Raw genomic sequence first — 12,290 nt, 5'->3', positions numbered from 1 at the left:
TAACAAGATTGGACTTTTTTAGTAACTAAAACGATTTAACTAGCACCACGCGTATTAATTTTACTTTACCAGCATACCTTTCTTCTAAACTATAAAGTGCTATTAAATTATTACCTTTAATAATTAAATTATCATCGTCTGAAATTGAGCTAGCTTTGGTCTTACCATTTTTATCATATTTTGTAACATTAATAAAAATCTTAGGTTCAAAAAGTTTATCAATTTCAGGTTTAGCAAGTGTTTCATTTAAAAATGGTTCATCTGCATCCCCAGAATGTTCAACATCTTCCTTAGTCATTCCTGCTTTTAAAACACAATCCTTGTAAGGAAAGTCTAAAACCACATCAGAAGAATCATCTATATATTTTCCGCCTGCTGTCAAACCTATTTTATTATCATATTTAGTAAAACTATCTTCCCAGTATTCCTTATAGCGTAGCATATCAACAAATTTGTTAATTTCAAATATCTCTACATCAGCAATCTTGGAAGTATATGTTTTATGTAATAAATCATCCTTTAAAATAGCCGTCATTAAATCTTTATCATAATTATCAAGATCTTCAATGACAGCATTTCTCTTCAAAGCACCACTTTTAGAAAAATACTTATCACCAAACTGCTCTAATACTTTACGTATATGATCCATTGCTTTAGATTCTACAGCCATCGTATATTTCTCCTATCTCTTCCTACCTCAATAGTTACATTATATCTGACATATAAAAAACTGCTAATCTTAATTAATAGTCTTTCTCTTAATTTTCTTTACTATCTTTTCTATTTAAATTTGCAGCTTTCCATAAATCATAAACACTATCCCACTTATTGGAAAACATAATATCAGTGATAATCACATATGCCAAACTATACCAACGATCCAGCATCATAGTTGCATTAATAGCTGGAAATTTTTCACCATCATGCGTTATTCTTGATCTTAATCCATATGCTCTTTTAATCGTAGCATCATATTTCTTAAGTTGTTCTGATTTAACCCCTGGATAACAAATTAAGTTCATAATTGAAACTAATTGATTTTCAATAGAAACAGATAATCCATCTTTCCAAAGGTTATCCTTCTTTAGTTTATTTTCTAATTTATCTGGGTCTTGTTCAATCATAGTTTCAAGTGAAATCATGATTTGTAAAAACTGCTTAGTTTGATTAGAATTAACTATTCCATCACCGATCCAATCAATCGCTCTTGCGCATTGCTTCTGCAATGATGTTAACTTATCAGATTCTTCAACGATTAGGGGAATTATAGGTATCCAACGTTTATCAAAATCTATAGTTGCTTTTGGCCTATTGTCAGGATTTATGGCTGTAGAAGAGCTCCAACCACCTTCCAAAATTCCGGGAGTTTGTTTACTAGTAAAGTGCCCACTTTTATTAGTAAACTGATAAAGCCCATCTTCTTGAATAATATGTTGGCTTAGTTCCAACACTTGACTTGGTCTATGATCATAGCCATTCAGAAAATTAATGACATTATTTATATTGTTAGCAACATTAAACGCATGGTAATAACTCCTATTATTTTTTCCTGTATCGATTACAGATACTCCTAACAAAATATCATCAGGTTGAATCAACGTCTCATATTTAGGATTTTCTTCCGCTTTGCGATTTAAATCCTTAACGTTAGGTATATCCTTCAATAACTCTTGACCACTGATAATCATAATATTAGGGCCAAGGTTTGTTTTTTCTTGATACTCGAAATCAAATAATCTAAAGAAATAAATTACATAATCCGTTTTTTTGATTTTCTCAATAAAATTATTTATCATCTTCAAATCATAGGGCTCATTAGTTGACACAATATTTTCAATAAAATCCTCGAGCTTAGTTGCTACTTGATCAATGTCATATTCAATATTTTCTGCATTGAATACTATTTCAATATTTTCTAAAAGTCTAACAAACGCATTATGTACACTTTTAGTAATATATAATTCTTCTCGCTTTTTCATATCGTATTTCATACTATAGAGAGTCGTATCTTTTCGAGGATTATAATCTTTCGAGATCGCCCTTTTTTGTACTTGCTTATTTTCTCTTACCATTTTTCCAATAACTTTTTGAGTTTGTTTACCTAAATTAGGAAGATTTTTTGCTTTAACCATTATTCAGTACCACCCTTTTAATCAAAGAAATTACTGATATTACGTCATAAAAAGCCCTTAGTTTTTACAACTAAGAGCTTTTACTTTATTCAAATATTGAGGACGACGGGAATTGGACCCATATCTTGCTTATTAACTAAGCCTGTCTTGCCCGTTAGACGACTTATCCTCAAAACCTCCACTTGTGTGGAGAAAAATTAATTACTTTACCGCTATGTCTCGTCACCGGAGGATCACCTCCACACATGTGGAGAAAATTTCATCATCAATCCTGCCGACCATGACCATGTGTTCGTATTAATTATACCAAATCTCACCAAAACAAAAAAGCCCTAACTGGGACTTTCTTTAAACATCTAATCTCTCAAAGCACGATTGCCAATATCATGGCGGTAGAAGCAATCTGGCAGATCAAGCTTACTCAAATAAGAATACACATTATCCTGCGCCTGGACTAGATTGTCGGCTTCCGAAATTACCATGAACAGGCGGCCACCATCATCTATCAGATTATTCAAATTACCTTTCACGTTGGCATAATCGATATAAGTATTAGTGCCGTGAGGCAACTTGCCGATCTTCACATTAAGTGCCGGATGCGTTGGATAACCTTTGCTGCAAACAACCACGCCTAAGATAGAGCTATTGTTTTCTTCAATTTCAGGCAGCTTTTCATGATTTACCGCTGCATCGATCACTTCTGCAAAATCATTTTTAATTCGAGGTAAGACAACTTGCGTTTCAGGATCGCCCAAGCGGACATTATATTCAATGACCTTTTGACCATTCTCCGTCATCATTAAGCCAATGTACAAAACGCCGCAGTAGTGATAACCACCTTGAACCAATCTATTCATCGTGGGCTTCACGATCTCGTCAATCATTTTTTGCCGATCTTCTTTTTTCAGCTGTGGCAACATGCCACCAGTGTTTGGACCCTTGTCGCCATCGCCAACTCGCTTATGGTCTTGCGCCATTGGCAAAATGGTGAACTGATCTTCAGAAACAACCACAAACATGGAATATTCAGGACCAACCAAGCATTCTTCAAGCACAACAGCAGTTTGACCACCAGCAAACATTTCTCTGATCGTTTCTTCAGCGACGTCTTGGTTCTGAGCAATGGTTACACCTTTACCACCAGCTAAACCATCTTCTTTGATCACCACTGGATAATCGAAGTTCTTCAAACCTGCAATACAAGTTTCAGCACTGGCATAAGTTTCATAGCGAGCCGTTGGAATATTGTATTTGCTCATGAAGCGCAATGCATAATCTTTTGAACCTTCTAATTGTGCTGCTCTTTGGTTAGGACCAAAAATCTTTTGCCCAGCTTCATTAAACTTGTCAGTAATGCCAGCACAAAGGACATTTTCTGGACCAACAAATGTCCAATCGACCTTTTTATTTTTACCACCATCACGTACAATAAACTCACGGATCAATTCAGTACTATCACCCGAACCATAGCCACCTTCAGAAAGGAATGGCGCAATCTTTTTATTAGAAAACTCGCCGCCATATTCAAGTAGGAATGCCTTCATTGGCTGACTCAAAGTCATTGCCCAAGTTTGATAGCCTAAGTAAATTGTGTCATATTGACTCAAATCAGGTAACTGCATCCCAAGCTCTGGTGGATCATTCTGAATTCTTTCACGGTTAGCGCGATTGAGCGTTTTACGGTAATTTGCTGGATAAGGATTTCTTAAAGTAATTTCTTAAATATTAGCACCGGTTTCACGCGCAATTTTACTTGCGAGCAACTTAGTTGAGCCAGAACGTGACCAAAAGATAATAATGCTTTTGGCATCCTTAGTTAATTTTCTAACTGGTTGATCATCACGATTAGTATCTTATCCATCGGATGGAGTGACATAACCATTCTCCCAATCATAGCCACGTCTCTCTAATTGATTTGCGCGAATATCTTCACCATTAATTTGCCCTACAACTGAACCTAAATCTGAATAAGTACGACCAAACATAATTTTCTTTCCCCTCTTGTTCTCAATTATTACTACAAGTATAAGGCGAGCAAGAGAGTGTGAAAATTACTTAATGTTGATGCTGGTATACGTTAAAAGTATAAAAAAGCTCAATCCTCATTTGAGAATTGAGCTAATTTTTATTCATCTTTCTTATTGTCGCTTGCATCCCACACCTTTTTCAAAGCGGGAACCTTACCCAAGTCAGTCATTTCATCCTTGCCAACCACGATTAAGTTGTTAGGACCTTGAGCTAATTGGTTAAAGCTGTCTAAACTCTGGTTTCTGAAGTATCCTTCGCCGGCCTTTGACAAAGCTTCTTGCATCTTTTGTACACGATAAGCATCGGCATCAGCCTGCGTCTTAACAGCTTCAGCGTTGGCCTTAGCAGTAGCAACCAAAGCATCGTTCTTAGCCTTAGTGGTCATTTCAATGGTACGAGCTTCACCTTCGGCCTTAGCAATTGCGGCAGTCTTTTCACGGTCGGCAGTAAGTTGTTTGTCCATGGCACGTTGAATTTCAGCACTTGGTAAAAGTTCATCAACGTTGACACGAACGACCTTGATACCGTAGATATCAGTCAGGTCACCAGTTGCAGTGAAAAGTTGATCGTTAATTTCCTTAGTTGAGCCAAGGGCTGCGTTCAAATCCATACGACCAATAATGTCACGCAAGTGACCACGGATTAATTGCACCATTGATTCAACTGAGTCGGTGTTGTTGTAGAAGTAACGGTATGAATCAGTGACCAAGTAGTTCAAAGTTAAACTAGTAGAAATTTCAGCGTTATCTTTGGTAATAATTGAGTACTTAGAAATTTCAAGTGGTTGAAGTGCTAATGGAACTTTGCGAATTCTTTGGAAAAGTGGCCAGACAAAGATAAATCCAGCTTTTACTGTCTTAGAATACTTACCCAAGGTTTCAACCAGACCTTCATTATTTTGTGGAACGATTCTAAAACCAAAACAAACATACATAATAACTAAAACAACAATAATGCCAATAATAATTCTTACCATCATAATTTTTACCTCAAAACTTAGTTGTCTTTCTTTTCATTCTTTTCCGCATCAAGCCTCTTGGCGACATCTCCAAGCAAATCTTCCCTTCCGGTCAATGTGTTCAGGCGCTCGTCAAGCAGTTTGGCGTATTCATATTTATTCATTTGATCCAAATTATCCCATGCATTTGGAATCTCTACTCTGAAAGGAATACCATTATGAAGAATAATCTGATCATAGAACATGTTAATTGCCGTAGCTGAATTTAACCCCAGCTTTTTCAGAATAGCTTCTGCCTTTTCCTTCTTTTCTGGATTCATTCTGACATAAAGTCCTGTTGTTTTTTCTGCCATAATTTTTACTCCTTTTTGAATTTGATACTATTATATATCGTTCGCATATAAATTGCATATATTTTTGTAAAATATTTCATTTTGAATTAATCGATCTTAATAGCTAAAAATAGGTTTGGTTTTCAGAGTATACTTATATTTATAGAAAGTGAAAATGAAGAAAACAACAATGAAAACTAACAGAAATTCAAAGATTAAGAAAAACAAGTCTAGCTTTTGGGATATTCTTCCTCAAATCAATAACAAAGAAAAAAGACAAGAAATTGAAGAGTTAGGTTATAATCCTTCCGAACAACGTGCTGTTGGTAAAGAAAGAATTACTGATAAAAAGTGCTGATAGTCTTCATAAGCAAAGACACATCAGCACTTTTTTACTTGGTTAAATTTTTATTATTCTACAAATCAGTAATATGGAAAATTTGGTTTTCCAAAGTTCTTAACTTATATTCTCCACCCTTAATGTACTTTTGGTGGTAAGCCACAGTTAAGTAAATATCATTTGCGGCATTAACATGGATACTTTCCATTTCACTGTAACGATCTGGTAAATCAATACCATCAACCATAGCTACTTGCCAGTTATCACTGTTTGTTTCACCCCATGGGAACTTAACAATCTTACGTGACCAAGTAGTTACTTCACCAGTTTCATGGTTAATCTTTGGTGACAATTGGTTAGAAATATAGATATTCTTGTCATCATCAATAGCATAGCCTTGAACTGAATCAATCATTTGTGGCATTTCTTCATCTGGAGCAACACTTGGATTATCGAAGTTGTCGATGTGGAAAGCACTCAAGCAATGTAAATCAGTGATTGGCGTGTTCTTAGTGCCATTTTCATTCAACTTTTGGTTTACTTCATTTAAGTCAAACAAACCAAAGTGACCTGAACCATCATCCCAAATTGAAGCAATCATGAAGTACTTGCCATTTGGTGAAACTGAAGCTTCTACTCTGTGCAAGTGATCATGACCATCATAAGGAACGTCGGTTACGTGATTCAAGTGTGACAAACGTGGAAGTTGTGTATTTGAAGTATATCTTTCTGGTAAAAGTCTTGGGTACTTTACTCGTGCAATTTGAGTAGTCCAGTTGCCTGAATTTGGTTTAGCACCTACGAAATATTCATCCTTGTCATTAGCTGGTACCCAGGTTTGCGTGTGGCCAAAGCCCATCATTACTAAGTGTGGATCAGTATAATCGATGTTCTTGGTTAAACCTTCATGTTTTCTATAAACCAACACATCATGTGCACTGTGAAGAAGTTGCAAGGTAAAAACATGATCACCATTTATTACACCAACTTGCGCTACAACATGGTGCATCCCATTCAAGCGATAAACCAAATGAGGTGTAATACTTTTAACCATTCTTATTTATCTTCTTTCTTTATATCTATTCATTTTCACTTATACACAAATTATATCCTACCATCAAAAAATAGATTGACTTTATGCCGATAACTTCCAATAATTAGAGTAAATTTTTCTTGGAGGGAAAATTATGAAAAGAAGAACAACACTTTTATTGTCGAGTGCAGTAACCATTGCGGCATTATTTAGCTTCAACTCAAAAGTTCAAGCTGCGGCTGATCCTACGATCAAGGCAACAAATTACAACATGATCGTGAAGTTGGACACTCGCAAGAATCAATTAACAGAAAAAGTTACCATGCACGTTGTTAATAACGGTAATGAACCTATTAAAAATTTATTGGTTAGAAATATTGCTAGCGGCGTGTTGAAATACGACCACAAGCATTTTGAGGCTACAAGAAATGCGACAACTTCAGTTAAAAGCATTTGATCAGATGGTCAAAAGCTTTCTTACACTACCGGTAAAGACAAGAGCAATTTATTTGTTAACAAAAGTCTAAATACAGGTGAATCTACTGATTTAACTGTCAACGTAGTTACCGGTGTACCTAAGAGACAAGATCGTTTTGGCTACCGAAATATCAACGGCGGTAAGGTTTATAACCTGTCATTCTGTTTCCCATACTTAAGCGATTATCGCAACGGTAAGTGGAATTATCACCCATACTACGATGCTGGTGAAAACCACAACAGTGCTGTAAGCAACTTCCACGTTAGTTTCTTTGCACCTAAGAGCTACAAGGTTGCAGCTTCTGGTCAAAATACCACTAAGAATGGTAAAACCACAATTGTTGCCAACAACATGCGTGAAGTCGGCATCACAGCTTCCAACAAATTCAAGGTTGATCACGCTTATGCAAACGGCGTAAGAATCAACGACTACTACCTTGCAAGCAAAAACAGCAAGCAATACAACAAGCTAGCTTTAATGACTGCTCAAGACAGTTTCCACATTTTTACCAAGAAGATCGGCAAATATCCTTACAAAGAAATCGATATTACTGAAGGCTTGCTTGGCAAAGATACCGGTGGGATGGAATATCCTGGCTTGATCATGATCGACGCTAGTGGCTTTTTACAAAAGAAGAACCCACTTGATAGATATAATGAATTAACTGAAGATGTTTCTCACGAAGTTGGTCACCAATGGTTCTACGGCACTGTCGGCAGCGACGAATACATGGAACCTTGGCTTGACGAAGGTCTTACCAACCTCCTTGAAAATGGCGTTTACGATTTGACCTACACTAAGAGTAAGTCCTACTGTGCTAAACTGATGCACAGCAAGTTCTACACTCGTAAGAACGTCAAGCGTGCTAACAAGATCTTAAAAGAAAATGCTAACCAATTCATTAATAAGAATCAAAAGGCCAACTACATCAACTACCCTGTTAATAACCCACCAAAAGGTGTTGATACTGAAGACATGGCTTACGAACTTGGTATGGATTTCCCTGCTGTTTTAAAAGTAGCCATGGGTGAAAATAAGTTTTTTGATGCTTTACACGATTACTACCAAACTTACTACTTGAAGCAAGCAACCACGCAAGACTTCTTGAACATTATCCGCAAGTATGATAATTCAAAGAAAGTTAACAACGTGATCAATAAATTTATTGATCCTAAGTACTTAAGTGAATAAAATCAAATAACCCCGAAAACGTTTGAGTTTCGAGGTTATTTTTATAGTCTCATAAGTGCTAAAATCAACTTAATGGATTATTACAAAGCAGACAAAATATGACTACTAAAAAATTAGCAACTATCGCAGCAGCTTTATTAATCAGTGTTGCACCAGCAGCTGCTATTATCAATCAACCTGTTCACACAGTTCAAGCAGCTACGCAATCACAAAAAGGTAAAGTTACTCTCAAGAAATCCTTTAACGGCACAGTTCAAGTCTTCAACAGCAAAGGCAATGCCACTACCACCACCCAAAAAGTCAATGGCAAGAAGATGACTGTTGCTTCAACGATTAAATCAGGCTCAAGTTTTAAATATTATGGCAAGCCTATCCTGATCCAAGGTAAAAAAGTAGATGCAAAAACTTCTAAGAACTACCACTACACTACCGCTTCTTACGTTAACATCGGTAAAAAACGCTACATCAAATCTTTGAATGTTAGCTCAATGGATGGACAAAATGTTTTAATCTTGAGTTCCAACTCTCGCATTTATGATAAAAACGGTCACCGCACTACTTTCAATGGTTTGTCACTCATCCCTAAATATATGTTACTTAAAACACCAGCTAAAAACCACGCCACAACTAAGAATGACGTATTTTACTACTTCTCAAATCTTAGCGGGTCTAAAAAGAGAAGTTTGAACACAACCACTATCAAGGGCAAGCCATTCTACGCCTTAGGTAATGGCGCTTATATCTATGCTTCAAATGTTGGCTTTGTCAACGGCAACACCCTTTACCAAGCTTCTGGTACTACTACCGCCACTATTTTAAACAAAATCCATGTTTTGAATAATAATCTTAAGTCAACCAGCAAGTTGCTCAAGATTGGTCAAAAAGTTAAGGTAGATGCCACCAAGACCACTGGTGAAGGTGATGAAGCTGGACTTTACTTCAGAATTGCTGGCACCAAAGGTAAAAACGCACAATACATTTACTGGGGCGACGATGCCGAATATGGTATGGATCAAGAAAGCACTACTGATGAATTTCAAGGTAACTTTAATTTAGATAATCACCTCGCAAATTAACACAATATGCTAAAATTAAATAAATGATATAACGTAGCGACATAGAATAGTGAGGTTTACCTCAAAGTATCTTTCTAGGTCGCTTTTTTAAATGTGGGAGAAAATTTATGGATGAATTATTTGCTAAAGCGCCGATTAAAAAGGTCTACTTTAAGCTAGCATTACCGGTCGTCTTAGGGATGATGACTACCATGATCTACAACTTGGCAGACACGATGTTTGTTGCCAAAACGGGTGATACAAATCTAGTAGCAGGAATTACGATTGGTGCTCCACTTTTTACTTTTTTAATCGCTGTTTCTGACATTTTTGGGCTCGGTGGATCTTCACTAATTTCACGGCTATTCGGTGAAAGAAATTATCAATTAAGTAAACGTGTAAGCAGTTTTTGTATGATCGGTGGATTTGTTACTGGTTTAATACTAACAGCCATTTTACTAATTTTGGAAAATCCGATTCTTCATCTTTTAGGAGCAAAAGCTGCCACCTATCAAGATGCTGCCGATTTTTATCGTGTAATGTTAGAAAATATTGGTTAAATATATCCACTTTATTTTATTTGAATACATTTTCCTATCTTATCTTCGTTTATTAATATCTGCTTTCAACCTTTTTAGCACACTCCCAAACTTTTGCTAGCTTAGAAACTATAAGGACAACTTTACAAAAGCGTCAACCGATAAACTTGGATAAGATTTATATTTCCTTTGCTAAGTAGTGCCCTAAAACTTAGGACTCCATTTAACTGGACGTAACACTACGCCCGCTATCTCGTCATTCACTTGGAAATTCGAGAATACTTTTCTAATTATTTGCAAAGCTCCGTTAATATCCGCATTGATTAAGCGGTCATCATTAGCTTTAAACAAACCACGTTTAATTCGTCTGTTAACAGGGCTTTTACCTTGTCGCTTTCTGCTTTTATTGCCGTTTTCCCAACAAGGCTGTTCATGATCTAAACTACTAGTTTGACTAGTGTAACTTTCGTTAGTTTGAATAACAGTAATTCCTGCTAAATTAGCCTTGTACTTAATCATGTCGATCATCACCTGGTGAGGAATCCCAATAAAGTTTTGATTATTTCTTTTCCCCATATTTGAACTTCTTTTCCATGATTTGTTCTTACCAATGACAATTGTGTTTGCCTCACAGTTTAACGCATAATCCACGATACGTTTAGATGCTTTGTGGGCAAATTGCCTAATTTTGTCATTGCGCCAAGCGGTAATTTTCTTCATGGCTTGGGTATCTTGATAGACAACTTTCTTACCTTGTTTGGTATTAATTATTCGTTCAAGCTGATGGTGTCTAGCTTGAAGCTGTCTTAATTCAGCACGCTTTTTATTATAATACTGGTTAACCGACTTAATTCCACGACCGTTAATGAGTAGTGGACGATTACCAGTGTTAGAAGCGCAAGCAAAAGCATTATCAATTCCAGGATCAATCCCAATATATTTACCGTTATCTGGTAAGTATTTAATTTCTTTATTGGCTTTATATGGAACAATTACTTTATAACCATTAGCGACAGGTTTAAAAGCAACGCGTCCAATTTTTTCAATATTAGGCGCAAGTTTTAGCTTTAAATCCAATTTTGGAACAATCAAATAGCCATCTTTAACTTTAGCGTTCTGATTAGTCACAAAGAAGGTATGGCGTTTGTCCCGTAAATAACGGGGCAATCTTGGTTTTCCGCTAAACTTACTAGGATTAGCTTTGTAGGCTTTCAGCGCTTTAAAGAATGCCTGCCAAACAGTTGTGACCTCTCTTAAAGTCTGTTGTGCCGATTGGACATAGCCTAAGCTATGATAAAGCATTAACTCACGCTTTTGATAACGCTCTTTAAATATTTGATCGAGTTGACTATAGCCTTTAATATATCTTTTCTTAAAGAAACCTTGTCTTAAGTCAAAAAGGGCACGGTTGTACAAATTGTGTGCTACTAAAGAATACTCATCAAGCTTCGGATTAGCTTTAATCAGATATTCACTGGCTAATTGCTCATATTGCAGATCATTTCTAGGAACTTGCTTATTCTTTTTTGCCATCTTTTTCACCGCCTTTCTGATTTAAGGTGCTTTCTATAAGCTTACGTTCCACTCGTCTATGAGAATATTCTCTCATAGAGAAGCAATGCAGTAGGCTGATAATTTCTTCAAACAGCTCTTCTTCATCAGTCTTAGGATTCAGCTCATTTGAGATAGTTTCAATCGCTGTCCCGTAGTTTTTAAACAAGTATTCAAATAGCTCAAACCCTACACGACTCAATCTATCTTGATGAGTAATGATTACTCTTTCAACTTTGCCTGCCAAAACTAAGTCTAATAATTTAAAGAACTGTTTTCGATTTTTAAAAGAGATGCCACTGGCAATATCTGAAAAGGAATTATCGACATGATAGCCTTTATTTTCAGCGAAATCACGTAATTCTTGCATTTGATTAGCTAAATCATGTTTTTGCTTATAAGTAGAAACACGACCATAGAGAATAGTCTGACGAGGAGTATGTTTATTTTTAAACAACCAAACCGAATCATCGTCAAACTCAAATTGACCTGTTGGCTTTTGAACAGCTTTAATAAAACCTTTTTCACGATAACGCTTCAAAGTTGAGCGGCTAATTTGAAGTATTTCCATTACTTGATTAGCTTTCATAGTTTCACCTCCTCGTATTATATAAATTAAATCTGTGTTGATTGTCTTTTTAGTTTGTTTATTC

At 36.1% G+C, this 12,290-nt stretch carries 13 protein-coding genes and 1 pseudogene; 5 read left to right on the top strand and 9 right to left on the bottom strand.

All coding sequences use genetic code 11. The annotated features are described in order from the left end of the window. Positions 1 to 25: 25 nt before the first annotated feature. The 6 genes from CP357_RS07955 to CP357_RS07935 all read right to left on the bottom strand — a co-directional run bounded on the left by CP357_RS07955 (position 26) and on the right by CP357_RS07935 (position 5,471). The gene (locus tag CP357_RS07955; protein WP_098037020.1) at positions 26 to 670 is read right to left on the bottom strand and encodes a site-specific DNA-methyltransferase; all 645 of its coding nucleotides are present in this window, start codon (positions 668 to 670) and stop codon (positions 26 to 28) included. A gap of 88 nt (positions 671 to 758) precedes the next feature. Continuing rightward, positions 759 to 2,132 carry a HEPN domain-containing protein gene (locus CP357_RS07950; RefSeq protein WP_098037019.1) on the bottom strand — a complete coding sequence of 458 codons (1,374 nt, stop codon included), beginning with the start codon at positions 2,130 to 2,132 and terminating at the stop codon, positions 759 to 761. Positions 2,133 to 2,488: 356 nt separating this feature from the next. Then, positions 2,489 to 3,739, bottom strand: a complete 1,251-nt coding sequence (gene purD, locus CP357_RS07945; protein WP_098037021.1) for a phosphoribosylamine--glycine ligase — start codon at positions 3,737 to 3,739, stop codon at positions 2,489 to 2,491. A gap of 246 nt (positions 3,740 to 3,985) precedes the next feature. Beyond that, on the bottom strand, positions 3,986 to 4,117 hold the full coding sequence (locus CP357_RS10685; RefSeq protein WP_255404989.1) for a hypothetical protein: 132 nt from the start codon (positions 4,115 to 4,117) through the stop codon (positions 3,986 to 3,988). Positions 4,118 to 4,257: 140 nt separating this feature from the next. Then, positions 4,258 to 5,139 carry an SPFH domain-containing protein gene (locus CP357_RS07940; RefSeq protein ID WP_098037018.1) on the bottom strand — a complete coding sequence of 294 codons (882 nt, stop codon included), beginning with the start codon at positions 5,137 to 5,139 and terminating at the stop codon, positions 4,258 to 4,260. Between the two features lie 17 nt (positions 5,140 to 5,156). Beyond that, positions 5,157 to 5,471, bottom strand: a complete 315-nt coding sequence (locus tag CP357_RS07935) for a type II toxin-antitoxin system RelB/DinJ family antitoxin (protein ID WP_025005298.1) — start codon at positions 5,469 to 5,471, stop codon at positions 5,157 to 5,159. A gap of 154 nt (positions 5,472 to 5,625) precedes the next feature. Here CP357_RS07935 and CP357_RS10160 point away from each other — a divergent pair, with 154 nt between their 5' ends. Continuing rightward, on the top strand, positions 5,626 to 5,808 hold the full coding sequence (locus CP357_RS10160; protein WP_143468453.1) for a hypothetical protein: 183 nt from the start codon (positions 5,626 to 5,628) through the stop codon (positions 5,806 to 5,808). A 58-nt stretch (positions 5,809 to 5,866) separates the two neighbouring features. Here the strand turns inward: CP357_RS10160 and CP357_RS07930 are convergent, their stop codons facing one another. Beyond that, complete coding sequence (locus CP357_RS07930; RefSeq protein WP_098037017.1) at positions 5,867 to 6,844, bottom strand: class III bacteriocin; 978 nt, start codon at positions 6,842 to 6,844, stop codon at positions 5,867 to 5,869. Positions 6,845 to 6,977: 133 nt separating this feature from the next. On the opposite strand from CP357_RS07930, the gene CP357_RS07925 reads away from it, so the two are divergent. From CP357_RS07925 to CP357_RS07910, 4 genes and pseudogenes are all read left to right on the top strand, one after another. After that, on the top strand, positions 6,978 to 7,280 hold the full coding sequence (locus CP357_RS07925) for a hypothetical protein (RefSeq protein WP_098037016.1): 303 nt from the start codon (positions 6,978 to 6,980) through the stop codon (positions 7,278 to 7,280). Positions 7,281 to 7,652: 372 nt separating this feature from the next. After that, complete coding sequence (locus tag CP357_RS07920; protein ID WP_098037015.1) at positions 7,653 to 8,492, top strand: M1 family aminopeptidase; 840 nt, start codon at positions 7,653 to 7,655, stop codon at positions 8,490 to 8,492. 98 nt (positions 8,493 to 8,590) lie between these two features. Beyond that, positions 8,591 to 9,568, top strand: coding sequence for an SLAP domain-containing protein (locus tag CP357_RS07915; protein WP_098037014.1), 978 nt, complete (start codon positions 8,591 to 8,593; stop codon positions 9,566 to 9,568). A gap of 107 nt (positions 9,569 to 9,675) precedes the next feature. Beyond that, positions 9,676 to 10,089, top strand: a pseudogene (locus tag CP357_RS07910) (MATE family efflux transporter); the annotation flags it as partial. A gap of 201 nt (positions 10,090 to 10,290) precedes the next feature. On the opposite strand, the gene CP357_RS07905 reads toward CP357_RS07910, so the two are convergent. Both CP357_RS07905 and CP357_RS07900 read right to left on the bottom strand, forming a co-directional pair. Beyond that, positions 10,291 to 11,619, bottom strand: a complete 1,329-nt coding sequence (locus tag CP357_RS07905) for an RNA-guided endonuclease TnpB family protein (RefSeq protein WP_013085970.1) — start codon at positions 11,617 to 11,619, stop codon at positions 10,291 to 10,293. Then, positions 11,603 to 12,226, bottom strand: coding sequence for an IS607 family transposase (locus CP357_RS07900; RefSeq protein ID WP_065991183.1), 624 nt, complete (start codon positions 12,224 to 12,226; stop codon positions 11,603 to 11,605). Before CP357_RS07900 ends, CP357_RS07905 begins: the two co-directional genes overlap by 17 nt. Positions 12,227 to 12,290 lie beyond the last annotated feature (64 nt).

The organism is Lactobacillus sp. UMNPBX6 (genome assembly GCF_002553975.1).
Taxonomy (GTDB): domain Bacteria; phylum Bacillota; class Bacilli; order Lactobacillales; family Lactobacillaceae; genus Lactobacillus; species Lactobacillus gallinarum.
This window is presented reverse-complemented; position numbering and strand designations above follow the sequence as displayed.

Coding starts and splice junctions, on each gene's coding strand:
- CP357_RS07955 (WP_098037020.1), bottom strand. CDS start 670: ATGGCTGTAGAATCTAAAGCAATGGATCATATACGTAAAGTATTAGAG.
- CP357_RS07950 (WP_098037019.1), bottom strand. CDS start 2,132: ATGGTTAAAGCAAAAAATCTTCCTAATTTAGGTAAACAAACTCAAAAA.
- CP357_RS10685 (WP_255404989.1), bottom strand. CDS start 4,117: ATGTTTGGTCGTACTTATTCAGATTTAGGTTCAGTTGTAGGGCAAATT.
- CP357_RS07940 (WP_098037018.1), bottom strand. CDS start 5,139: ATGATGGTAAGAATTATTATTGGCATTATTGTTGTTTTAGTTATTATG.
- CP357_RS07935 (WP_025005298.1), bottom strand. CDS start 5,471: ATGGCAGAAAAAACAACAGGACTTTATGTCAGAATGAATCCAGAAAAG.
- CP357_RS10160 (WP_143468453.1), top strand. CDS start 5,626: ATGAAGAAAACAACAATGAAAACTAACAGAAATTCAAAGATTAAGAAA.
- CP357_RS07930 (WP_098037017.1), bottom strand. CDS start 6,844: ATGGTTAAAAGTATTACACCTCATTTGGTTTATCGCTTGAATGGGATG.
- CP357_RS07925 (WP_098037016.1), top strand. CDS start 6,978: ATGAAAAGAAGAACAACACTTTTATTGTCGAGTGCAGTAACCATTGCG.
- CP357_RS07920 (WP_098037015.1), top strand. CDS start 7,653: ATGCGTGAAGTCGGCATCACAGCTTCCAACAAATTCAAGGTTGATCAC.
- CP357_RS07915 (WP_098037014.1), top strand. CDS start 8,591: ATGACTACTAAAAAATTAGCAACTATCGCAGCAGCTTTATTAATCAGT.
- CP357_RS07905 (WP_013085970.1), bottom strand. CDS start 11,619: ATGGCAAAAAAGAATAAGCAAGTTCCTAGAAATGATCTGCAATATGAG.
- CP357_RS07900 (WP_065991183.1), bottom strand. CDS start 12,226: ATGAAAGCTAATCAAGTAATGGAAATACTTCAAATTAGCCGCTCAACT.